Annotated in this window: 17 protein-coding genes and 1 tRNA gene; 5 read left to right on the top strand and 13 right to left on the bottom strand. The window is 62.0% G+C overall.

The window, feature by feature from the left end:
• The first annotated feature begins 40 nt into the window (after positions 1–40).
• Together BMZ57_RS06675 and BMZ57_RS06670 are read left to right on the top strand one after the other, a co-directional pair.
• Positions 41–2,326, top strand: a complete 2,286-nt coding sequence (locus BMZ57_RS06675; protein ID WP_038452691.1) for a TonB-dependent receptor — start codon at positions 41–43, stop codon at positions 2,324–2,326.
• A 136-nt stretch (positions 2,327–2,462) separates the two neighbouring features.
• Positions 2,463–4,988 carry a PepSY domain-containing protein gene (locus BMZ57_RS06670; protein ID WP_021491902.1) on the top strand — a complete coding sequence of 842 codons (2,526 nt, stop codon included), beginning with the start codon at positions 2,463–2,465 and terminating at the stop codon, positions 4,986–4,988.
• A 99-nt stretch (positions 4,989–5,087) separates the two neighbouring features.
• Here the strand turns inward: BMZ57_RS06670 and BMZ57_RS06665 are convergent, their stop codons facing one another.
• Genes BMZ57_RS06665 through ptsP form a run of 4 tightly spaced genes read right to left on the bottom strand, consistent with a single transcriptional unit; the run spans position 5,088 to position 12,174 of the window.
• A complete protein-coding gene (locus BMZ57_RS06665; protein WP_069673353.1) occupies positions 5,088–6,629 on the bottom strand; it encodes an alkaline phosphatase D family protein in 1,542 nt (513 codons plus the stop codon).
• A 44-nt stretch (positions 6,630–6,673) separates the two neighbouring features.
• On the bottom strand, positions 6,674–8,383 hold the full coding sequence (locus BMZ57_RS06660; protein ID WP_010213212.1) for a PTS fructose-like transporter subunit IIB: 1,710 nt from the start codon (positions 8,381–8,383) through the stop codon (positions 6,674–6,676).
• Positions 8,384–8,394: 11 nt separating this feature from the next.
• Entirely contained in the window at positions 8,395–9,315 is a 921-nt protein-coding gene (pfkB, locus tag BMZ57_RS06655) for a 1-phosphofructokinase (protein ID WP_010213213.1), read from the bottom strand.
• Positions 9,316–12,174, bottom strand: a complete 2,859-nt coding sequence (gene ptsP / locus BMZ57_RS06650; RefSeq protein WP_069673354.1) for a phosphoenolpyruvate--protein phosphotransferase — start codon at positions 12,172–12,174, stop codon at positions 9,316–9,318.
• A 293-nt stretch (positions 12,175–12,467) separates the two neighbouring features.
• Here ptsP and cra point away from each other — a divergent pair, with 293 nt between their 5' ends.
• Positions 12,468–13,463, top strand: coding sequence for a catabolite repressor/activator (gene cra, locus BMZ57_RS06645; RefSeq protein WP_010213216.1), 996 nt, complete (start codon positions 12,468–12,470; stop codon positions 13,461–13,463).
• Positions 13,464–13,465: 2 nt separating this feature from the next.
• The gene (locus tag BMZ57_RS06640; RefSeq protein ID WP_021491907.1) at positions 13,466–14,242 is read left to right on the top strand and encodes a TatD family hydrolase; all 777 of its coding nucleotides are present in this window, start codon (positions 13,466–13,468) and stop codon (positions 14,240–14,242) included.
• Here BMZ57_RS06640 and BMZ57_RS06635 read toward each other — a convergent pair.
• The 5 genes from BMZ57_RS06635 to BMZ57_RS06615 all read right to left on the bottom strand — a co-directional run bounded on the left by BMZ57_RS06635 (position 14,189) and on the right by BMZ57_RS06615 (position 20,472).
• Complete coding sequence (locus tag BMZ57_RS06635) at positions 14,189–14,620, bottom strand: hypothetical protein (protein WP_069673355.1); 432 nt, start codon at positions 14,618–14,620, stop codon at positions 14,189–14,191. The two genes, BMZ57_RS06640 and BMZ57_RS06635, sit on opposite strands and share 54 nt — an antisense overlap.
• Before the next feature lie 126 nt (positions 14,621–14,746).
• On the bottom strand, positions 14,747–15,451 hold the full coding sequence (locus BMZ57_RS30120; RefSeq protein ID WP_392397730.1) for a methyl-accepting chemotaxis protein: 705 nt from the start codon (positions 15,449–15,451) through the stop codon (positions 14,747–14,749).
• Positions 15,452–16,890: 1,439 nt separating this feature from the next.
• Positions 16,891–17,727: a regulatory signaling modulator protein AmpE gene (gene ampE, locus BMZ57_RS06625; protein ID WP_010213224.1), complete on the bottom strand. Its 837-nt coding sequence runs from the start codon at positions 17,725–17,727 to the stop codon at positions 16,891–16,893.
• Positions 17,724–18,287: a 1,6-anhydro-N-acetylmuramyl-L-alanine amidase AmpD gene (ampD, locus tag BMZ57_RS06620; protein WP_010213226.1), complete on the bottom strand. Its 564-nt coding sequence runs from the start codon at positions 18,285–18,287 to the stop codon at positions 17,724–17,726. The genes ampE and ampD overlap by 4 nt, the downstream gene beginning before the upstream one ends.
• Before the next feature lie 61 nt (positions 18,288–18,348).
• The gene (locus tag BMZ57_RS06615) at positions 18,349–20,472 is read right to left on the bottom strand and encodes a DUF1631 domain-containing protein (RefSeq protein ID WP_069673357.1); all 2,124 of its coding nucleotides are present in this window, start codon (positions 20,470–20,472) and stop codon (positions 18,349–18,351) included.
• 191 nt (positions 20,473–20,663) lie between these two features.
• On the opposite strand from BMZ57_RS06615, the gene nadC reads away from it, so the two are divergent.
• Positions 20,664–21,512, top strand: coding sequence for a carboxylating nicotinate-nucleotide diphosphorylase (gene nadC, locus BMZ57_RS06610; protein WP_010213228.1), 849 nt, complete (start codon positions 20,664–20,666; stop codon positions 21,510–21,512).
• A 47-nt stretch (positions 21,513–21,559) separates the two neighbouring features.
• Here nadC and BMZ57_RS06605 read toward each other — a convergent pair whose 3' ends face one another.
• The 4 genes from BMZ57_RS06605 to BMZ57_RS06590 form a co-directional block, all read right to left on the bottom strand.
• On the bottom strand, positions 21,560–21,865 hold the full coding sequence (locus BMZ57_RS06605) for a DUF6388 family protein (RefSeq protein ID WP_010213230.1): 306 nt from the start codon (positions 21,863–21,865) through the stop codon (positions 21,560–21,562).
• Positions 21,866–22,010: 145 nt separating this feature from the next.
• Positions 22,011–22,083 (bottom strand) — tRNA-Thr (locus tag BMZ57_RS06600).
• Between the two features lie 48 nt (positions 22,084–22,131).
• Positions 22,132–23,532: an O-antigen ligase family protein gene (locus BMZ57_RS06595; RefSeq protein WP_069673358.1), complete on the bottom strand. Its 1,401-nt coding sequence runs from the start codon at positions 23,530–23,532 to the stop codon at positions 22,132–22,134.
• Between the two features lie 35 nt (positions 23,533–23,567).
• A complete protein-coding gene (locus BMZ57_RS06590; protein WP_083266273.1) occupies positions 23,568–23,990 on the bottom strand; it encodes a pilin in 423 nt (140 codons plus the stop codon).
• Positions 23,991–24,046: the final 56 nt, after the last annotated feature.

Below are 24,046 nucleotides of genomic sequence, written 5' to 3'. Positions count from 1 at the left end.
TATATTCCGCCGCCTCACATCCTTGGGGAAGGGACACGTCATGTCGCGCACCATTACAAAAATACCTGCCAGTTCACCTCGCATGCTGGCCTCGGCCATCGGCGTTGCCCTCAGCGCCAGCGCTATCGCCCATCAGGCGCAGGCGGCTGAAGACACTGAACAAAAAGGCCAGCGCAACAGCATCTCCCTCGGCGCCACCAGCATCACCGGGGAAGAACAGGACAACACCTCCTACCAAGTGGAAAAAGCCTCGTCGCAGAAATACACCGCGCCCTTGGTGGACACACCGCGCTCGGTCACCGTGGTGCCGCAACAAGTGCTCAAGGACACCGCCGCCACGTCGTTGCAGGATGCCTTGCGCACCGTACCGGGCATCACGTTCGGTGCCGGTGAAGGCGGCAACCCTCAGGGCGACCGCCCGTTCATCCGCGGTTTTGACGCCCAGGGCGACACTTACCTGGACGGCGTGCGCGATACCGGCGGCCAGAGCCGTGAGATTTTCGACATCGAATCGATCGAAGTCAGCAAAGGCCCGAACTCTTCGTTCGGCGGTCGTGGCTCGGCCGGTGGCAGCCTCAACCTGGTGAGCAAAACCCCACAAGCGCGGGACTTCACCAACGGCGGCTTCACCTATGGTTCCGACCAGACCCGCCGCTACGTGCTCGACGTGAACCGTCAGTTCCTCGACGACAGCGCCGCGTTCCGCCTGAACCTGATGAGCCACGAACAGAACGTCGCCGGCCGCGACGCAGTGAATTACGACCGTTGGGGCGTAGCGCCGTCGCTGACGTTCGGCCTGGGCACCCCTACCCGCGTCAACCTCAGCTACTACCACATGGAAAGCGACGACCTGCCGGATTCGGGGATTCCTTATGGCTACGGCTCATCGACCGCCACTGCCCACGTGCATGACAAACCCAACGATGGCGGCGACAGCAACAATTTCTACGGCCTCAAGGATCGCGATTTCCGCAAGACCCGCGCCGATATCAGCACGTTCTCCATCGAGCACGACCTGAACGACAACATGACGCTGAAAAACACCCTGCGCCATGGCAGCACTGGCCAGGATTACATCCTGACGCAGCCGGACGACAGCAAATTCAACGTCAACCGGTTCGGCACCGTGTGGCGCCGCGCCAACAGCCGGGTCTCGACCACAACCACCACCACCAACCAGACGGACTTGTTTGGCAGCTTCCAGGCTTTGGGCTTCAAGCACAGCTACTCCACCGGCCTGGAGTTCACCGGCGAAGAAACCCGCGTGAGCAACTACACCATCAGCCCCAACACCAACCCGGTCTGCACCGTGGCCAAAGGCAGCCTGGGCGGCCAGTGCACCTCCCTGAGCAACCCGAACCCGGATGACGCCTGGACCGGCAGCATCGCGCGCAACTATTACGGCACCGCCACCAAGGCCACCAGCCGTGGCGCCTATGTGTTCGACACCATCGAGCTGGACCCGAAATGGTTGCTGAACGTCGGCCTGCGCTACGACACCTTCGACACCGTTGCCAACACCGACTCCGCGACCGGCCGCAGCAAAATCAAAGAAGACAGCCAATTCTTCAACTGGCAAGCCGGCCTGGTCTGGAAACCGGTGGAAAACGCCAGCATCTATGCCTCCTACGCCACGTCGGCGACGCCTGCCGGTGGCCTGGTCGGTGAAGGTTCGGACGGCAACCCGCTGTCTGCCGGTGCCGCCAGCAGCGACCTGCAGCCGGAAGAGACCGTCAACTACGAGTTGGGCACCAAGTGGGACCTGTTCCACGATCGCCTGTCTCTGACCGCTGCGGTGTTCCGTACCGAGAAGAAAAACACGCGCATCCTGGTCGACGCCCTGACCTATCAGAACGCAGGTGAGTCCCAAGTCGACGGCGTGGAATTGTCCGCCAGCGGCAAGATCACCGACCAATGGCAGGTGTTCGCCGGCTACAGCTACCTCGACAGCGAGCTGGTCAAATCCGGCCTGAACGGCCGCAACGGTGTGGTCAGCTCGGGGTCGAACAAAGGCAATCAAATGCCCAATACGCCGAAGAACACCTTCAGCCTGTGGACCACCTACGACGTCACCTCCAAGCTCACCATCGGCGGTGGCGCGTTCTACGTCGACCAGGTTTATGGCGATGCAGGCAACACCGTTTACGTACCGTCCTACACCCGCTACGACGCCATGGCCAGCTACAAACTGACCAAGAACGTCGACCTGCAATTGAACGTGCAAAACCTGACGGACAAGCTGTATTACGACAAAGCCTTCTCGACGCACTTCGCCAATCAGGCGGCCGGTCGTACGGCGCTGTTGACCACCAGTTTCCACTTCTAAACAGCACTACCACGCAGCAAAAAGCCCCACGCATCGGATGCGTGGGGCTTTTGCGTGTTAAACAGAATGTTTCTCGACATGGCACGGCATAATGCGCGCCGTGCCCTACATATCCGGATAGACGAGGCGGTCAGACGTGTTGAAGAAAACCCTGTTCCAGTTGCACTGGTTCTTCGGCATTACCGCCGGGCTGGTGCTGGCCTTGATGGGGATCACCGGGGCTGCGGTCTCGTTTCAGGATGAAATACTGCGGGCGCTCAACCCCAGCGTACTGACCGTGCAAACACGCGAAGCCGGCGTACTGCCGCCCGCCGAGCTGGTGCGCAAACTGGAAGCGACCGAAGGCAAGACCGTGGCCATGCTGTTCGTGGAGAGCGAAAGCGGCAACGCCGCCCGCGTGTTCTTCACCCCGCCGCCCGGTGAACGCCGTGGCCAGTTGCGCTATTTCGATCCCTACACCGGCAACTACCTGGGCGATGTGGTCGGCCAGGAGGTCTTCGGGTTCCTGCTGCAGTTCCACCGCTTCCTGGTGATGGGCGATATCGGGCGCAACATCACCGGCGCGTGCACGCTGATCCTGGTGTTCTTCTGCCTCTCCGGTGTGTACCTGCGCTGGCCGCGCCAGGTGGCGAGCTGGCGTGCCTGGCTGACCTTGGATTGGCGCAAAAAGGGCCGTGCCTTTAATTGGGACCTGCACTCGGTATTCGGCACCTGGTGCCTGTTGGCCTACCTGCTGTCGGCGCTGACCGGGTTGTATTGGTCCTACGACTGGTACAGCCAGGGCCTGACCAAACTGCTGTCCGATGCCCCACAGAATGAACGCGTGCGCAAACGCGGACCGGCCCCCGAAGGCCCGGCGCCCGTGGCCAATTACGATGCGATCTGGAGCAGTATCTACAGCAACGCCGGCCCAGGCTTGAGTGCCTACAATATCCGCATGCCGGCCGTCGCCGGGCAACCTGCCATCGTTTACTACCTGCTGGACAACTCGCCCCATGACCGTGCGCTGAACCAGATCAACCTGGACCCGGCAACTGGCGAGGTCAAATCCCACGACCGCTACGCCAGCAAAACCCTCGGTTCCCAACTGCTGACCAGCGTCTACGCGCTGCACACCGGAAGCTACTTCGGCCTGGTGGGGCGGATCATTCTCACGCTCAGTTCAGTGCTGATGCCGTTGTTCTTCATTACCGGCTGGCTGTTGTACCTGGATCGGCGTCGCAAGAAACGCCAGGTGCGTGACGCGCGTAAAGGCCTCACGGCCAACACCAGCGATGCTCCGCCATGGTTGATCGGCTTTGCCAGCCAGAGCGGTTTTGCCGAGCAACTGGCCTGGCAGACAGCCGGCCAATTGCAGGCGGCCGGCTTGCCGGTGAAGGTGCAGTCCCTGGGCAGTGTCAGCCAGGATGACCTGCGCCAGTCGGCAAATGCGCTGTTCGTGGTCAGTACCTTCGGCGACGGCGAAGCGCCCGACAGCGCCCGCGGTTTCGAGCGCAGTGTGCTCGGTCAGGACCTGTCCCTAAAGGGCTTGAACTACTCGGTACTGGCCCTGGGTGATCGTCAATACGAACACTTCTGCGGCTTCGCGCGGCGCCTGCATTTCTGGCTGACCAACCAGGGCGGCAACGCGCTGTTTGCCCCGGTGGAAGTCGACAGCGGCGACACCACTGCCCTGCTGCACTGGCAACAACAACTCGGCCAGCTCACCGGTCACGCCCCGGCGGCCGCTTGGCCGACCGCCCAATACGAAAACTGGACGCTGTGTCAGCGCACCCTGCTCAACCGCGACAGCGCAGGTTCCGGTGTCTATTTACTGGGCCTCACCTCGCCTTCGCCACACAGCTGGCAAGCCGGTGACCTGGTGGAAGTGCTGCCGCGCAACTGCCCCTGGGCCATCGAGCACTTCCTCGAAGGCCTGGGTCTGGCCGGCAGCAACGGCGTGTTGATCGACGGCATGGCGCACACCCTCGACCAGGCTTTGGCCACTCGCCAATTGCCGACGCATCGCGCTCACCTGGTCGGCCTGCACGCCCAGGCGCTGGTGGACGCGCTGGTGCCCCTGGGAATGCGCGAATATTCCATCGCCTCGATTCCCAGCGATGGCGTACTCGAATTGATCGTCCGCCAGGAACGCCACCCCGATGGCAGCCTGGGCCTGGGGTCAGGCTGGCTCACCGAACATGCCGCCCTCGGCTCAAGCATCAGCCTGCGCCTGCGCCGCAACAGTGGTTTTCATCTACCAGACATCCCCGTGCCACTGATCCTGCTGGGCAACGGCACCGGCCTGGCCGGCCTGCGCAGCTTGCTCAAGGCGCGTGTTGCCGATGGCCAGCAGCGCAACTGGCTGCTGTTTGGCGAGCGCAATATCGCCCATGATTTCCTGTGCCAGGACGAGTTGCAGGGCTGGTTGGCCAGCGGTGACCTGGCGTTGCTCGATCTGGCGTTTTCTCGCGATCAGGAAGAGAAAATCTACGTGCAGGATCGCCTGCGGGAGTCAGCCGACGTGTTGCGTAAGTGGCTGAGCGACGGCGCGGCGATTTATGTGTGCGGGAGTCTGCAAGGCATGGCGGCCGGGGTGGATCAGGCGTTGGTGGACATACTCGGCAGTGAGGCCGTGGAGCGGCTGATCGAACAAGGCCGTTATCGTCGCGACGTCTACTGATTGGCAACGGTGGGAGCTGGCTTGCCTGCGACAGCGAGGGTGAATTCACTAGCGCTATCGCAGGCAAGCCAGCTCCCGCCGTTTTGATTGCATTCCAAATCAGGCGGGTTGCAGCTTTTGCTCGAACACTGAGACCCCATCCAAGTCCCGCAGGATGACGGTCAACTCCGCCGTCTGCCCATCTATCTGCACCTCGCCAAAAAACTGAAACCCGGCAAATGGCGACGTGTTTTGCGCCGGTGGTGCCTTCTCGAACACCACTTCAGGCCCAAAGGTCTTATCCAATGGGTTAGGCCCGAAGCTCCCCGCGTTCAACGGCCCGGCCACAAACTCCCAGAACGGCTCAAAATCCTGGAACGCCGCACGATCCGGGTGATAGTGATGTGCCGCGCAGTAATGCACATCCGCCGTCAGCCATACGTGGTTGCGCACCTTCTGCGCCCTTAAAAACCCCAGCAGCTCGGCAATTTCCAACTCACGCCCTTGCGGTGCGCCAGGGTCGTTGTTGGCAATCGCTTCCCAGCGCGGTACGCCGGGGCTTACTTCGCCGTCGGGTACACCCAGCCCAATAGGCATGTCCGCCGCGATGACTTTCCACTGCGCCTGCGACCCCTTGAGTTCACGCTTGAGCCAGTCCAATTGCTCCCGGCCCAGGAAGGTTTTTTCAGCGCCCAGGTTGTCATCGTTCGGCCCGCGATAGCTGCGCATATCCAGCACGAACACCTCCAGCAACGGCCCATAGCTGAGCTTGCGATAAATCCGCCCGCCGCCATCGGCGCTCTGCCGGCGCATCGGTGAATATTCCAGCCACGCCTGGCGTGCACGACCGACCAAGGTGTTGATGTCCTTGACCTGGTAACGCTCATCCAACTGCTTGCTCGGCGACCAGTTGTTCACCACTTCATGGTCGTCCCACTGCCAGATCTGCGGCACTTCGGCGTTGAAGCGACGGACATTTTCGTCCATCAGGTTGTAGCGGTAATTACCGCGATATTCATCCAGGGTTTCGGCGACTTTGCTCTTGGCTTCGGTGGTGATATTGCGCCAGATACGCCCGTTTTCGGTCGTCAGTTGCGCCGGCACCGGGCCGTCGGCATAGATGGTGTCGCCACTGTGGATAAAAAAGTCCGGCAAACGCAGGCGCATGGCTTCATAGATGCGCATGCCGCCAATGTCCGGGTTGATGCCGAAGCCTTGGCCGACGGTGTCGCCGCTCCACACGAAACGAATATCGCGGCGCTGTTGCGGCACACTGCGCAGGTGGCCGAACCACGGCTCGCTGGCGACGCCGGTTTGGGCATCTTCGAAATGCACGCGGTAGAAAATCGCCTGATCGGCGGGCAGCCCGGTGAGTTCGACGCGGGCCGTGAAGTCGGTCCGATTATCGGCCAGAGCCGAGATGAATTTGCGCGGGTTGCTGAACACGCTGCGGGTGTCCCACTCCACCACCATGCGCGCCAGGCGATCGCTGCGGCTCCAGATCATGGCGCGATCACCGAGCAGATCGCCGGACTGCACGCCGTCGGTGAGTTGCGGCCGGTCCTTCACAGAGGCGATCACCGCCGGGGCCAGGCCCGGCAGCAACAGGCCGGCGCCGACGGCTTGCATCACGCGGCGGCGGCCGAGATCGAAGTGGCTCATGCAGGTGCCCTCTTGAGTATCAAAAGGGCCACTAAAGCATGGGGTTATGACACGGGTGCGACAGTCAGCTCTTGCGCTTCCGGACGTTTGATCAAGGCGTACACCAGACCGGTCAGCAAGCTGCCCGCGACAATCGCCAGCAGGTACAGCAGCGCATGGTTCATCGCATTCGGGATGACCAGCACCGCCAGGCCGCCGTGGGGCGCCGCGAGCTTGCAACCAAAGTACATCGACAGCGCGCCGGCCAACGCGCCACCGGCGATGCTGGCCGGGATCACGCGCAGCGGGTCTTTGGCCGCAAAGGGAATCGCGCCTTCGGAGATAAACACCATCCCCAGAATGATCGCCGCCTTGCCGGCCTCACGCTCTGTTTGGGCAAACTTGCGGCGTGCCAGGAACGTAGCGATGCCCATGCCGATCGGCGGCACCATGCCGGCCGCCATGGTGGCGGCAATCGGCGCGCCACTGTGCGCCGCCAGCATGCCGACGGAAAACGCATAGGCTGCCTTGTTGATCGGCCCACCGAGGTCGACGCACATCATGCCGCCCAACAGAATGCCCAGCAGCACGGCGTTAGTGGTGCCCATGGTGTTGAGGAATTCCGTCAGGCCCACAAGCATGCGCGCCACCGGTGGCCCGACCAGGTAGATCATCGCCAGGCCGGTGAACAGGCTCGCCAGCAACGGGATGATCAGGATCGGCTTGAGCGCATCCAGGCTTTGCGGCAACTGCACCGCGCGGGTGATCAGCTTGACGCAATAACCGGCGAGGAAACCGGCAAATATCCCGCCGATAAAACCAGCACCCAAGGTGGTCGCCAGCAACCCGCCGATCATGCCGGGGGCCAACGCAGGACGGTCGGCAATGGAATAAGCGATGTAGCCCGCCAGCAGCGGCACCATCAACATGAAGGCCTGATCGCCGACGGTTTTCAAGGCAGCAGCCAGTGTGCCTTTCTCTTCAAAAGCAGTGATGCCGAACATGAAGGACAACGCAATCAACAACCCGCCCGCCACCACCATCGGCAACATGAACGACACACCGGTCAGCAGGTGTTTGTAAACGCCGGTTTTTTCTTTCTTGGCCACGGCACCGCTGGCCGCACTTTCCACTGCGCCTTCAGCAAGGGCCTTGTTGAGGGTGGCTTCGGATTGCTTGAGGGCAATGCCGGTGCCGCAGCGGTAAATTTTCTTGCCGGCGAAGCGCTCGGTAGCGACTTCGATATCCGCCGCCAACAGCACCACATCGGCCTCAGCGATAGCCTGCGGGCTCAAGGGCGTGCGTGCGCCGACCGAGCCCTGGGTCTCGACCTGCAAGTCGTAGCCCAGCCGCTTGGCGGTCTGCTGCAAGGCTTCGGCGGCCATGAAGGTGTGCGCCACGCCCGTCGGACAAGCCGTGATTGCCACAATACGTGGTGCATTTTCAGCCGCCTGCTGCGTGGCGACATACACCTGGGCTTCTTCAGCGCCGCGACGCAATACCGCGTCGACATCCGCCAGCGCCTGGGCCGGCGTGCTCTGGAACACGCGCTTACCGACAAACCGCTGCATATCCACCGGGGTACTGCTGACCAACAACACCCATTCGGCATCGTCGATCGTGGCCTGGGAGAGCTGGCGTTCCGGGCGCTGCACATCCACCACTTCAACGCTGGTGCTCCAGCCCTGACGCTGTGCGGCGGCGTCCAACAAGCGGGCGCACAGCACACTGGTGACCATGCCGTTCGGGCAGGCGGTAACAATGGCTAACTTCATCACAAACCCTCTTATTGTTCTGTCAGCGAGCGCACTTGAACGCCGCTTTCGAGACGCGCCAACTGCGCGTGATCGCTGATGCCAAAACCGATCTGCGTCACCGCCATCGCGGCAATCGCCGTGGCGCGGCGCAAGGTCTGTTCCGGCGTATCCCCGGTGAGCAGACCATGGAGCATACCGGCCAGCAGCGAATCGCCGGCGCCTACGGTGCTGGCGACCGTGACCTTGGGCGGTGTGGCCTGCAGCGCCGCATTTGGGCTGTACCAGCTCACGCCGGCGGCACCGTCGGAGACCACCACATGTTCGACACCTTGCCGGTGCAGTTGGCTGACCGCATCGGTGGCGTTATCCAGGGCTTCGGCCAGCTCTTCAGTATTGGGTTTGACCAGCCATGGGCCGGCCAGCAAACCCGCGCGCAGTGCTTCGCCGCTGGTGTCCAAAGCGACTTTCAAACCATAGCGTTTCAACTGCTCCAACAGCCCCTTGAACCACTGCGGGCTGACGCCGCGTGGCAAGCTGCCGGCCACCACCACCGCATCAAAGCCGGGAGCAATCTGCGCCAGTTTGTCCAGCAAGGCGTTCTGCGCCTGTTCTGTCACCTGCGGCCCCGGTGCATTGATGTCGGTGACCCGGCCATCCTGCTCGGCAATCTTGATATTGCTGCGGGTTTCACCGGGCACGCGGATAAACGCGTCGGTAAACCCACGCTGTGCAATGAGCGCTTCAAAGGCCTGGGGGTTGCCTTCACCGAGAAAGCCGCTCACGGTCAATTCATGGCCCAGGTCGGCCAGCACCTGCGCCACGTTCACACCCTTGCCGGCGGCATGGGTCAGCAGGGTTTCGCTGCGGTTGACTTCACCCGGTTCCAGGCGCGCCAGGCGTACCGTCAGATCCAACGCCGGGTTCAGCGTCAGGGTCAGAATCCTTGCCATCTATACGGCCTCCACTAGGGCTCGCACTTCGGCAGGTGAGCCCACCGCCAGTGCTTTTTGCGCCAGGCCCTGGGCCTCGCTCAGACTGAATTCGCGCACGCGCGCCTTCACTTCGGGAATGCTGCGGGCGGACACGCTCAACTCATCCACCCCCAGGCCGACCAATACCGGCACTGCCAACGGGTCCGCCGCCAGCTCGCCGCACACGCCAACCCATTTGCCATGGGCATGGGCTGCACGCACGGTGATGTCGATCAGTTGCAACACTGCCGGGTGCAGGCCATCGGCCTGAGCGGACAGGGTCGGGTGGCCACGGTCGATGGCCAGGGTGTACTGGGTCAGATCGTTGGTGCCGACACTGAAGAAGTCCACTTCCTTGGCCAATACCGGCGCGAGCAACGCGGCCGACGGCACTTCGATCATGATGCCCAGTTGCAGGTCCGCCACCGGGATTTCCAGACGCAGGCGCTCGGTCATGTCACGGGCGGCGCGCCACTCATCGACGCTGCCGACCATGGGGAACATGATGCGCAGCGGACGGTTGTCCGCCGAGCGCAGCAGCGCCCTCAGTTGGGCTTCCATGATCTGCGGGCGTTGCAAGGTGAGACGAATGCCGCGCACGCCGAGGAAGGGGTTTTCCTCTTCGGCGATCGGCCAATAAGGCAGCGGTTTGTCGCCGCCCACATCGAGGGTGCGCACGACCAGCGGACAACCGGCGAGACCATCGAGGACGCGGCGGTATTCGGCTTCCTGGGTAGCCTCGTCCGGCGCTTGCGGATGGGCCATGAAGATCAGTTCGGTGCGCAGCAAGCCGATGCCTTCGGCGCCCTGCTCCACCGCGCTGGCGACGCCAGCGCTTTCGCCGATGTTGGCGAACACTTCCACGGCATGACCGTCACGGGTCAACGCGGGTTCGTGGCGTTGTGCCGAGGCCGCTTGCAGGCGTTGTTCGCGGGTGTCGCGCTCGACCGTGGCGCGTTGCAGGGTAGCGGCGTCGGCATCCACATGCAGGCGCCCGCGCTGGCCATCCAGCAACAACGGCGTACCGGCGGCCAACAGCAACACCGCCGGACCGGCGCCCACCAGCGCGGGAATACCGAGGGCGCGGGCGACAATGGCACTGTGGGCCGTCGCGCCGCCGCGGGCGGTGAGGATGCCAGCGACGCGCGCCGGATCAAGCCGGGCCACATCAGACGGACCGACTTCGTCCATCACCAGAATGTAAGGCTCACTCGGTTCCTGGGCGGTTTCGACGCCACACAGTTGCGCCAGCACACGACGGCCAATGTCACGCAGGTCGGCGGCACGCTCGGCGAGCAAGGCATCCTGCAACGACTCCTGCTGTTTGGCCGCCGCTTCGATCACACTCATCCATGCCGCCTCAGCGCTTTCGCCTTGCTTGAGGCGCGTGTCGACTTCGTCGGTGAGTTCAGGGTCGTCGAGCATTTCCTGGTGGGTGACGAAAATCTCGCGGATCGCCTTGGACTGGCTGCGTTCGATCAGCCCCTGGATATCACGGCGCACATCGGCCAGGGCGCTGTGCAGGCGCTCGCGCTCGATGGCGCAAGATTCGCCGCGCAGTGGGTAATCGAAGACTTGCAGAACCTGAATGTGCGCAGGGCCGATAGCGATGCCCGGCGCAGCGGCGATGGCCTGAACCTGGCTACCGGCCAAGGGTGCGCTGAGCTCCGGCTCGATATCGAGGACTTCAGGCTGGACGCTCACGGTCGGCAGCGGCTCGACGTCTTCACCCAGGCCTTCTTCCACCGCTGCCAGCAGTGCGGGCAGCGCGTCGCCAGCAATGCTCGGTTCGGCGATAAATTCCAGCACCTGGCCGCGACGCGCGCCGAGGCTCAGCAATTTACTCAGGCTTTTCACCGACACGGCGCCCACCGGGCCATCGACGATGCGCACACGGAGATCGCCGTCAAAACTTTTCGCCAACTGCGCAAGGATCTTCGCCGGGCGCGCGTGCAGGCCGTGGGCGTTGGCCAGGGTAATGCGCGCAGCAGGCCAGTCTGGTGGCAATTCTCCACCGAGCACTTCAAGCACGGCGCGGCTGCTGGTGGCGCGGCCGAGTTCCTGGCCGCGACCTTCTATCAGCAAGGCGCATAAGCGTTCGAGCAGCGTCTGGTGGGCTTCCCCCAGGCTGGCCAGGCAGAACAGGCCATTGAGCGGCTGGCCGAGGTAGCGCATAGGTTTGTCCGGGGTGACAAACGCCAGGCCCGGGCGCTTGACGGTCTGCTCGCTGTGCAACCACCACAGGCCATCGCCCAGGGGCAGCGCATCGACCTGCTGCAACACGGCAGCGAAACCATTGCTCACACAATCGGCCTGACGCAACAGCCGTGCACCGCGCCATACCAGCTCTTCGAAGTCGTCAGCGGACACGCCCAGGCCGATCATCTGCGCATCCAGCGCCAGTTCCTGCGGCGCACCCTGCAGCAGTTTCAACAGCGCTTCGGCGCTACCGGCACGGCGCAGAGCCTGGCCCAGGTCGGTTTCACCGAGGGCGCGGGTGAGCAGTTGCAACAGGCGCAGGTGTTCGTCGGATTTGGCGGCAATGCCGATGGCCAGGTACACGATCTGGCCGTCCCCCCAGTCCACCCCTTCGGGAAACTGCAGCAGGCGCACACCGGTGGAGAACACCTGATCGCGCGTTTCGGGAGTGCCGTGGGGAATGGCAATGCCTTGACCGAGGAAGGTCGAGCCTTGGGCTTCACGGGCTTGCAAACCGCTGAGGTATCCCTCGGCGACCAGGCCGTCGGCCACCAGTTTTTCAGCGAGCAGGTGCAAGGCAGCAGATTTGTCCACGGCCACCTGGCCCATGGAAATCTGCTCTACAGTGAGCTCAAGCATGCCGTTCTCCTAGTTAGTGCGGTGGCGCACTAGGTATTGTTTTAAACAAACAGTGTAAAGGGTGTTCATGATTAACTGACTGAGTAGTCAATTGGCAGTAGCCACTCAGTCGCGAACGTCGTAAAAATACGCTGGCTGAAACGTTTAATCTAGATCTTATGGAAGACTACGCGTTAATTGCGCATCCTTGAAGAACCACTCGGCGCTTGAGCCAGGACATTGGTCGTGTACAGGAATCGGTTACGATTGGAGAAAATGTCGGGGCCCGCTCCAGAAAACAAGGAAATCCCGGTTTGAAACTCAGTGATATCGCCCGTCTTGCCGGTGTGTCCGTAACCACCGCCAGCTACGTCATCAACGGCAAGGCCGAACAGCAACGCATCAGCAACGCCACCGTCGAACGGGTGCGTGCTGTGGTCGAAGCCCATGGTTTTACCCCCAACCCTCAGGCCGCCGGGCTGCGCAGTCGGCACACGCGCACCTTGGGCTTTATCCTGCCCGACCTGGAAAACCCCAGTTACGCACGCATCGCCAAGCTTTTGGAGCAAGGTGCCCGGGCGCGCGGCTATCAACTGCTGATCGCCAGTTCCGACGACGATGCCGACAGCGAGCGTCAATTGCTGCAACTGTTCCGCGCCCGGCGGTGTGACGCGCTGTTTGTCGCCAGTTGCCTGCCGGCCAGCGATGACAGTTACCGCGAGCTGCAGGCCAAGGGTTTGCCGGTGATTGCCATCGACCGGGTGATGGGCGCAGATCAATTCTGCTCGGTGGTCAGCGACGACCGCCAAGCGTGCCTGCAATTGACCAGCAGCCTGTTGCAGCCCCTGCCCAAGCAGATCGTGCTGATCGGCGCGCGGCCCGAGCTGAGCATCAGCCAGGAGCGTGCCGCCGGTTTCCGTGAAGCGCTGGAAGGGTTCACCGGCGAGGTGATCGTCGAACACGGCGAAGCCTTCAGCCGCGACTGTGGCCGACAGTTGATGGAGCAACTTCTGCAGCAACTGGGGCACTTGCCTGACGCACTGGTGACCACGTCCTACGTGCTGCTGCAGGGCGTGTTCGACGCGCTGCATGACTTCCCACTCAAATCGCGGCCGCTGCGCCTGGGCACCTTTGGTGATACACAGTTGCTGGATTTCCTGCCGCTGCCGGTCAACGCCATGGCCCAGCAACATCAACTGATCGCCGAGACCGCGCTGCGCCTGGCCCTGGTCGCGGTCGAAGACGAGCAGTACCAACCCGGCGTGCATGCCATCGGCCGGACGTTCAAGCAGCGTATTCGCGAGGCTTGAGCGTGGAGCTGATCGACACCCACACCCATTTGGACTTCCCGGATTTCGACAGCGATCGCCGGGAAGTCCTCGCTCACAGCCGAGCGCTGGGCGTGCGACGCATGGTGGTGCTGGGGGTGTATCAGCAGAATTGGCAGCGGCTGTGGGATCTGGTGCAAACGGACGAAGGCTTGTTCGCTGCGTTTGGCCTGCACCCGGTCTACCTCGATGACCATCGCCCCGCCGACCTGACGGAGCTCGGCGACTGGCTGACTCGCCTGCACGGTCACCGGCAACTGTGTGCGGTAGGCGAAATCGGGCTGGATTACTTCCTCGAACAGTTGGACCGCGAACGCCAGCAAAGCCTGTTTGAGGCCCAACTGAAACTGGCCGTGGACTTCCAGCTGCCGGCGCTGCTGCATGTCCGTCGCAGCCACGCGGACGTCATCGCTACCCTCAAGCGCATTCGCCTGCCCCGTGGCGGCATCATCCATGCGTTTGCCGGTAGCCGCGAAGAAGCCCGCGAATACATCAAGCTCGGCTTCAAACTCGGGCTGGGGGGCGCCGCCACTTGGCCTCAGGCCCTGCGCATGCACAAGGTGCTGGCCCACCTGCCGTTGGACGCCGTGGTACTGGAAACCGACTCACCGGATATGGCGCCCGCCATGTATCCCGGCCAGCGCAACAGCCCCGAACACCTGCCGGCTATCTGCACTGAGCTTGCCGAGCGCATGGGCATCAGCCCTCTATTGCTGGCTGAGGCGAGCACACGCAATGCGTGCGAGCTGTTCAACTGGTAGCGCGGGCGTTACCCGTTGCAGATTCAAGATCAGGCGCTGGCGGTGACGGACGTATCGCAACACCAGCAAATGCACCAGTAAGACCACCAACGAGATGTTGAATTGGCCGATCACACTGATCAGCCCCACCCACTCCGCCACCAACGCCACGATCAGCACCATGCAGGTCAACACCACCATGCTCGGGCGCACCAGCGCCCACTGGTCCAGGGACCTGAACTGGCGCAACTGTCGAGGGCAGTTCAGTTGCAAGATCCATTGGCAGTAAGGGCAATCGAACGGTTCTTCGATGGCGATGGCGTTGAGTTGCCAAGGCTTGAGATTAAAGGTGATATCACAATGGGCGCAGTGCCCTTTGATGCCGATCGCAGCGGTCATCGCTGTGCCTCCCCCGGACTTGAAATCGAGTGAAACAAGTTTCACCCATTCACGGCTTCAGAAAAGAGACGCAGCAAAATCAGGACAAGCGCCACACCATGAAACGATAAATCCTACATTCAATTCTCATACCCGAAACGCGCCGATCAATTGTTTCAACTCAATCACCTGCAGCGACAGCTGTCGACTCGCCGCTTCGGTCTGATACGCGCCCTCGGCGGCATGCTCACCAGCCCGATTGATTTCAACGATGTTCTGGTCAATATCGTGGGCGACGGCGGTTTGTTGCTCCACAGCGGCGGCGATCTGCTGGTTTTGATCGACGATCATCCCGACGGCGCCGAGGATATTTTCCAGGGCTTGCTGAACCCTTTCCGACTGCCCCACGGTGCCACTGGCCATATCATGACTGCTGCCCATGGCTTTCACGGCCGCCGCCACGCCGCTTTGCAAGCGGCTGATCATCTGCTCGATCTCCTCGGTGGAGTGCTGGGTACGGCGCGCCAGGGTCCGCACCTCATCGGCCACCACCGCAAACCCACGCCCTTGCTCGCCGGCGCGTGCGGCTTCGATGGCCGCGTTGAGCGCCAGCAAGTTGGTTTGTTCGGCGATGCTTTTGATCACTTCCAACACGCTGCTGATGGACTGGCTGTCGGTGGCCAGTTGGTTGATTACCTGCACCGACTGATCGATCTCCGTCGCCAGTCGCGCAATGCTGCCCTGCTGGGATTGCACCAGGCTGCGGCCGCTGACGGTTTCGTCGTTGACGCTGTGGGCACTGCTGACCGCCGCCGCCGCACTGCGCGCGACTTCCTGGGCAGTGGACGACATCTGGTTCATGGCCGTCGCCACCTGTTCGATCTGCATACGCTGCCCGGAAACGGCCTGGTTGCTCTGGGCCGAGACCGTCTCCACCTGCCCGGCCTGCAGCTCGACCTGACTGACGGTGTGCCCGACGCGCTCGATCAAGTCATGGATCTTCGCCACGGTGCCATTGAACACCTGGCCGAGGTCACCCAGCTCATCGCGGCTTTGCGCGACAAAGGTGACGGTCATGTCGCCGGCCGCGACCTTATCCATCATCGTGCCCAAGCGCCGCAAGGTGGTGCGCGTGGAGGCGTAGAAGCCTGCATACAAGTAGAAAATCAGCAGGAACACCGCGCTGAGGGCCGAGACCAGCACCACCATATGCGTACGGTTCTGTGCCAGGCGTTGCTCCAATTGCTGCCCGAGGAACGTCAGGGTGGCGTCATCCAACTGGTACGTCTGGGCCATCAATCGGCTGACGCCGTCGTAGAAATCCTGCCAGGGCGCGTCGAGGGTTTCGGCCATCACCACCTGTTCTTCAAACAACTCGCTGCCTTGCTTGAGGCTGGCGTTGCTGGACTTGGCCAGGCCGTCGAGAGCCGCATGGGCGGCTTTGCTGGAGCCCAAGGCATCTTGCAACTTCAGGCCATATTCGGCCTGGATTTTTTCCAATTGCTGCAACAGCTCGTCAAACCGTGTGCTGGACGACGAGTTGAGAAAACCCTGCCCCAGGGAATACGCGCCCATTGCTCGACCTTCACCCAGGGTCTGGGTGACGAGTGGGGTCACGCTGGTGATCAGCTCACTGAGTTGGCGCAGGTCGCTCTGGGGGTCGCGGCTCAAACCGGCTTGGCTGGCAATGATCTGGCTGAGCATCTGCGCCTTGTTGAGCAACTTGCCGATCAAAGCACTTTTGCTCAGCAACGACGTTTCCTGTTGCTGGGCCTTGAAGGCTGCGATCAACTCGTCGCGCTTGGCGTCAAAAGCGGCAATTTGCTCGGGCTCAGTCGCCATGGCGTTGAGGCTTTGCAGGCGGCTCAGCACGCTTTGTTCCAGGGCGCTGATCTTGCCCTCAAGATCGCCCGCCTTGCCGGACTGGCCCAGCGTGGCGTTGATCTGCACCTGGTTGTTGAGGGTTTCCAGGTCGCGGCGCAGGGCCAGGCTGCTACCGAGCAAATCAAGGCTCTGCAGCTCCACCCGCGTGCCCTGGTATTCGCGCCACGAATCACGCACCAGGTAATAGTTGGTCGCCAGCATCGGCAGCAGGAACAACACGCTGATCAAGCTGAACTTCATGCCGAAGCTCAGGCGGTTCATCAGCGCGACGGCGGGATAGAGCAAGCTCTTCACAGGTTAACTCCCTTTCTTTTATTTTTATCGAGGCGCAGGGCGGCAGTTAGCCAGCATCTGTATAGCTCAATTTGAAAGGGAGTTTTGTAACTTAAGGTTAATGAGATAGGGCGTTAAGGCAACACCGTCCAGATCGCAAACCCGGCATACCACAGCACCGCCGCACGCAAAAGCAGTTCCCAGAGCCGGTCCAGGCTGTTGATGCCATCGGGACCGACCGCCGGTGGCGGGATTTCAGCGGCGACCAGGCCGACTTTTTCCACCAGTTCGGCGGCGCTGATGTCCCAGCTCAACAGTTCGTGCAGCATCACGCGGCCCACGGCGACGAAGTTGCCCACCAGGGCAAAACTGGCTGCCAGCAGGCGCACTGGCAGCCAGTCAAATGCGTGGCGCAGTTGCCCGGCCCGCTCGGCCACCAGAGGGTTCTTGCTGTATTCACTGGCCAGTGCGAGCAAGCGATAAGCCAGCGCGGCAACCGGGCCCAACAGGAAGTACCAGAAAATCACCGCGAAAAAGCTCTGGTAGGCCTGCCACAACAGATGGCCCTGGACGCGTTCGAGCAACTGTTCACCACTGTCGGCGCTCAGATTCAGGTCACGCTCGGCGACATGCTCGGCGGCTTGCAGGTCGCCCCGTCGCCAGGCGTCGCGAAAGGGACCCAGCCCGGCGAGCAGATCACCACGGCCCAGGCTGTAGATCACCACCAGCAGGTGCACCGGCAGCGCTAACAGTCCGTAGGCCACCGGTTCCAGCACCAGCAGCAACAACGCCAGCAAGGCCACCGGTAATAACACCAGCAATGCCAGGATCAACCAGGGCTGCTTGCCCATGCGTGGGCTCGATTCCAGCTTGGCCAGTTCACGCAGCCAACCACCATCACGCTGTAACCGCTGGCGCAGGGCCGAGAACTTCTCGATCCATACGGCCAGCACCAACACCAGGAAACTCATCGTGCGTGTCCTCCATCCTGCAGGGCGCTGCGAAAGCGCGTCCAATCAAAAGCCGGGCCGGGATCGGTCTTGCGACCCGGAGCGATATCGCTGTGACCACAAATGCGCTGAGGCGTGATGTCGGGGTAAGCCGCCAGCAACTGGCGGGTCAGGTTGGTCAACGACGCATATTGGGCGTCAGTGAACGGCTGGTCATCCGTGCCTTCGAGCTCAACCCCCAGGGAAAAGTCATTGCAGGTATCCCGACCCTCGAACTGTGAGATCCCGGCATGCCAGGCCCGGTCGAGACAGGACACAAACTGCGTCACCGCACCATCACGCTCAATCAGAAAATGCGCAGACACCCGTAGGTCGGCGATCCCTTCAAAGTAGGGATGTTCCGTGACATCCAGACGGTTCTGGAAGAATTCCTGCACTTTGCCGGTGGCGAACTGCGCCGGCGGCAGGCTGATGTTATGCACCACCAGCAGTGAGATTTCGCCGGCGGGGCGCTCGTTGTAGTTGGGCGAAGGGCAATGACGGATGCCTTTGCACCAACCGCTGGTGGGGTCCAACTGCATACAGGTTCCTTGAACGAGACAACATGTGACCAGTATGCCGCGTTCGCCCCTTCGGTTGCGATCACTTGCCGCGATTGAGTTGACGCAGTTTGCCCACGACGGCAGTCAAGGCACGCTCGAACAAGGGGCCAGCGTCCAGGGTGTGCAGCGCGCCCCGCTTGAACGCCACTGCCAGTTGGCCCGCGCTTTTCTCTAACACCTTGAGCCCCGTGCGGCTGGTGAAGACATAGGTGTCGGCCGGCGCCATGATCGCCGTCAGCCGGCAGCGCAGCGTAGTCGCTTCGTCTCCCTCGAACACCACCCAATCACCCACCTTGAGCTGTCGGGCTTTCAGCAGGTCGGGGTCGTTGTCCGGCAGATCGCGGACCGGATCGGGTAACGCAGAGGTCAGTACAAACGGCTCACGCACTTCGATCCATTCGTCGCCCCCGCCAGGGGCCTGGACATGCAAGGCCTGCAAACGCACGAAAAACTCGCGGGTGCTGAAGGGGTCGAACGCGGCGCTGGTCAATCCGTCGCGCAGGGCCTTGAGCAAGCCCGGCAGTTGCCCCAGCAAATGACGCCCGGCTTCAGTGTCTTGCTGCAGGCCGACGCTCCAGATCAGTTCGTCCATGGTGCGCAGCCCCGCCTGCCATTGCACCGACTGCTCGCCATGCTTGAGGCTGGCCAGCAACAGCACCTGGCTCCAGGCCTGCTGCAGGAATTGCACGACCGGACGCGGCAGCGTCTTGCCAAGCAGGCGTTTGTTCAGCACATCGGCCACGCGCTGACGCGCAGCTTCGGTGCGCACACGCCCGGCTTCGGCATCACGGGTGTGCTGTTCAAGCAAGTCGCTGCGCCGTCGCTCATCAGCGGTGAAGGCGCTGAACTCGGCGAGCAATTGGGAAAAGATCACCGGGTCTTCGACAAATTCATTGAGCAAGCGCTGCACCACCTGCTCGATGCGCAGGTACAGAGGGTCGCGCTGGCTGGCGCCCATGGCAGCGGTGGCGATTTCATTGAGCAGGCGTCGCGCCGGGTGGCTGGCTCGACTGAAAAGGCTCTTGTCCAGCACCGCCACTTTCAGCATCGGGATCTGCAGGCGACCGATCAAGGCCTTGTAGGCATCGGGCACGGCCCGGTCGTTGAGGATGAATTCGAACAGCAACGCGACCAGGTTGATCACATCTTCGTCCGCCTCCTCCACCACCCGCGACTTACCGCTCTTGACGCTGACGCGGGTGAGCAACTGTTCAAGCTGGTTGCGCAGGTCGAAATCATCCTCGACCTCAGGCTCGGGTACATATTGCTGCAAGTGGGACAGCAGGCGCAGCAGGTCACGGGGGGAGATGGGCAAGGGTTCGGCGCTGGCTTCAAGGGTCGGCGCCACGCTACCGCGTACCGCGGTGAGCAACGGCTGCAGCGCAGCGAAGGCTTCCTGGCCATTTTCGTCGACAGGCGGCAAGGTTTCTTCGCGCGCAAGCTCACGGGCCTCACGCGCCTCACGCCGGCGGGACGGTACGGCCTTGAGTTCAGGCAACACACCGGTCGCGACCAGCAACTGATTGGCTTCGCCGTACAGTTGGTCGGCGTCACTGAGTACGTATTTTTCAAACAGCTTGAGCATGATCAGTTTGACGCGGATCTCCACGCCCAGGCTGCGTCCCGCCCGCAGGAAGCACTCACACAGCAGCGCTGGCCCCAGTGGGTTCTCGCGATCATCCAGCTGGTTGCCGAGCAACGCGCTCAAGCGCGCCGTGAGTTGCCCCAAGGCCAGGCCGTCACGATGCCGCACCCGATCCAGCATTGCTTCAAGCGTAACGGCTTTTTCCAGGTCATCCCTGGACGAGCCCGGTGCCGCGTCGTAGGAAACCACTGGCACCAACTGCAATTCCCCCCGCCCTGCCTGACCCAGGCTGGCGAAGGCTTCAAACAGGCGCTCCATGAACACGCGCTCGAAATTCTTGCGCTTGAGGCGCAGGTCGCGCATGGCCTCGAAGAAAATATGATGGTCGAGGTTGTTGCGCGCCTTGTCGGCCATTTCGAACAAGGTGTCGTCGGCGTTATCGAACAGGTCCTGCAGCCCTTGCTGCAGCTGTTGCGCCGCCTTGTCGCGGACCTGCAGCAACACTACCGGCAGTCTGGCGAGCGGCGATGGCGTGGCGGACGCCTTATTGAAAGGCACCACCTTTGCGTCATTGTGCATCCTGGCCTCCTGAAACGGCGGTATCTTTCTGAACGTCAAAGCTATGACGCCAATTGCAAGGCGCTAGATTATCTGGCAAATGAGGGCAGGTGCGCCAGCAAACTCTGCCTTTGCACGGTAAATGAGTGGTGAGCCTGGGTTCGAACGCGCACTGCCCCTATAATCGGGGCACTTTGTCTGTGGAGCCTGTTATGCCGAATCTCCGTCTTGCCGACCTCACCGCCGAAATCGAAGCCAATGTGCGCCGCGCACTGCTGGAAGACATCGGCAGCGGCGACATCACTGCGCAGTTGATCCCGGCCGAACGGCTGGCCACGGCCACCATCATTACCCGCGACACCGCTGTCATCGCCGGAACGGCCTGGGTGGATGCGGTGTTCCGCCAACTGGACCCTCGGGTTGCCGTGCATTGGCAAGTGGCTGACGGTGAGCGCGTCAGCCCCAATCAGGTGCTGTTCCGCCTTGAAGGCCCGGCACGCTCGCTGCTCAGCGGCGAACGCTGTGCGCTGAATTTCCTGCAGTTGCTGTCCGGGGTCGCCACCCGCGCGCAATTTCTCGCGGACTTTGTCGCCAGCACCCAGGTCAAGCTGCTGGACACCCGCAAAACCCTGCCGGGGCTGCGCCTGGCGCAGAAATACGCAGTGACTTGCGGTGGCTGCCACAACCACCGCATCGGCTTGTATGACGCGTTCCTGATCAAGGAAAACCATATCGCGGCCTGTGGCGGCATTGCCCAGGCAATCACGGCCGCCCACAAGATCGCCCCCGGCAAGCCGGTGGAAATCGAAGTTGAAAGCCTGGATGAGCTGCGCGAAGCCCTGGCGGCGGGCGCGGATATCATCATGCTCGATGAGTTGAGCCTGGACGATATGCGTGAAGCCGTGCGCCTGAACGGCGGTAAGGCGAAGCTGGAGGCCAGCGGCGGGATCAATGAAAGCACCCTGCTACCCATCGCCGAGACCGGGGTGGATTACATCTCGATTGGCGCGATGACCAAGGATGTGAAGGCGGTGGATTTGTCGATGCGCCTTAGCATCTGAGGCGCCTTGACTGCAGGAGCGAGCTTGCCCGCTCCTGCAGACTGCTTCTAAACCACCAGGTCATTCATCTCGCAATATTCTTCCCATTCGACACCCAGCACTTCGGCCGCCTCTTTATGCAAGGCCAGTCGCGCCGCTTCGAACGCTTCCGGTGTCGAGGTGTACTTGAGGGTCAGCTCCCAGGGCTGATAGCCCTGGCTCTCGGCCTCATCCTCGAATGCCCACTGGATCTGGTCACGCTGATCATCGGCGCTCAGGTCCTTGATCTCTTCTTTCAGCTGCGGCGTGTCCTCAAGGTACTTCTTGAGTGCTTCTTCGTGCCGAACTTCCTGGGTCATTTCAGTCGTGGTCATGTTGTTCTCTTAGATCGAGGAATGGGGATGCATCTGGGTCATCAAGGTTGCGCAGATACAAAAGAGCGGGCGCAAATACCAGCTCGTCTGGCCTTCAGAACCATTCTGGGATCAACTGAAAACAGTACTGCCTTTGTTGCCTTTTTGCCCGAGACAGGAATCGAACCTGCGACCTTCGCGTTACGAGTGCGCTGCTCTACCGGCTGAGCTACACGGGCGGTGGGCTAAAGCTAGCACCGCATCGAGAGTCCGGCAACTTGCCGCCGTCAGCGGGCAATCACACCTTGGGCCCAGAAGCGTGGTTGCAGGTAATCGCCATGGGCGTCCAGGTACTGCTGCTGGGCCTGTTTGAAGTGCGGCACATCGCGCAACGCAATAAAAATCAGCAGACCAACGGCCAACACGCTCAGTGCTTTCCACGCCCCCCAGGCCCATGATCGTTCGACCGCTGCCGGAGCTCGCCATACGTGCAACGCCATCAGCCAGCCCACCACCAGCGCCAGCCAGACCTGGGAGTTAGGCATCACAATCACACCATCGACCATGGACTGCACTAACGCACCCACCAGCGCCGCAAACAGGCAGAGCCGCAGCAGGTCTGCACGCTCGGCGCTCAGCGCGCGCTTACGCAGTACACCGAACGTTGCCCAGCCCCCTCGCCAAGCCAACACCGCAACGCACAAAGCCGATGGCACCCCCCACTCACTGGTCCATTGCAGGATGGCCTGGTGGGGATGAGCGGCAATACTGTTGGGGATATCAGCGAAATGCATCGGCCCGAATCCCAGCCAAGGCCGCTCGACGAGCATATGCCAGGCCTGCCACCAGATCGGACCACGCCCCGACAAGGAGGTGGTGAGGCGATCGCTGGCGGCATTCGCGATCTCGATTCCCAAATGATCCGCCAACACCTTAAACACCAGCCAGTACAGCAACAATCCACCCAGCAGTGCGGCCAACTGCCAACCCAACCAGCGCCGCCCCCATGGTCCCAGCACCGCCAACACCACAGCCGCGACGCCCATGCCCAGCCAGGTGCCGCGCGTGCCGCCCCCCACTGCGATCAGCCACCACACGCACAGCAGCGTAAAAGTCGCGGCCTTGAGTGGGCGAGACAGCGTGGGGATCAACAAAGGAAGCGCCAGCAGCGGCAAGGTGAATGTCTGGAACTGGCCGTAGAAACGCTTGTTGGAAAAGCCGGACAGCAACGCGTCAGGGTCCAGCACCCGCTCGGCGCTGATGAACGCCAGGGCACCGGCGTAGGTGTATTGAATCGACTTGATCAGGCACAACAGCACCACAAACAGGATCAAGGCACGGTCCAAAGGCTCACCGCCCTGGCGTCGCAGCAGGGCAAATGCCACGGCAATCGCGCCGCAGCCAACAAACACCGCCACTTCAGCAAATGCCCACAGCGGCTGGTGAGCCCGCATCGACGACATCAGGCCCAGCCCGATGATCGCCGCCAGACCCAAGGCTGTGGGCCGGTCAACCAGCCGTTCAACGCGGGCGACCGACAGCCCATACAGCACAGCGCAAGCCCCGATACCGATCTGCATCACCCGTTGCAGATCATGCCCACTGAAGGGAGCACAAATTCCGACAAACAGCAGGCACATCACTGCGACCAGAAAAACACTGCCACGCTGCTCTACGAATAACCCCATCGGTCACCTCAACTTCCCTGTGGAGGGTTTAGCAGTTAAGCGCCGTCGGCGCCGCAGCCTTTGGCGACATATTTTGCGTCAGCGGTGGTGGTGCATGTCCAACCCGTGGTGGCATTGCGTGTCAGGCTGATGGTCTTGCCGAGCACCGGTGCCGGGGCATCCAGTATTTCGCAACTGATGGAACCCGCGCCCGTGGCAACGTCCCCTGTCACGTCAATCTTGCAGTTGGCTGTCGGGCTGGTGCCGCCGATCAATGCCAGCGTGGGGACCGTGCCCTGGTTGAGGGTGTCTTCATAACCAGGCTTCAACGCGGTAATTTCAGCCAGGCCGGCGGTGAACTTGGCCTTGGCTTGGTGGGTGGTGTACATGGGCAGGCCGATGGTGGCCAAAATGCCGATGATTGCCACGACGATCAACAGCTCGATCAGGGTAAAACCTTTTTGACGTCTCACATTCACTCTCCAGGATAGAACTCATGACAAGGCGCGTCCTGCGCCCCGTGTTGTACAGCGGC

Source organism: Pseudomonas simiae (genome assembly GCF_900111895.1).
Classification (GTDB): Bacteria; Pseudomonadota; Gammaproteobacteria; order Pseudomonadales; family Pseudomonadaceae; genus Aquipseudomonas; species Aquipseudomonas simiae.
Note: the sequence above shows the minus strand (reverse complement) of the source record. Positions and strands in the feature narration are given on the sequence as shown.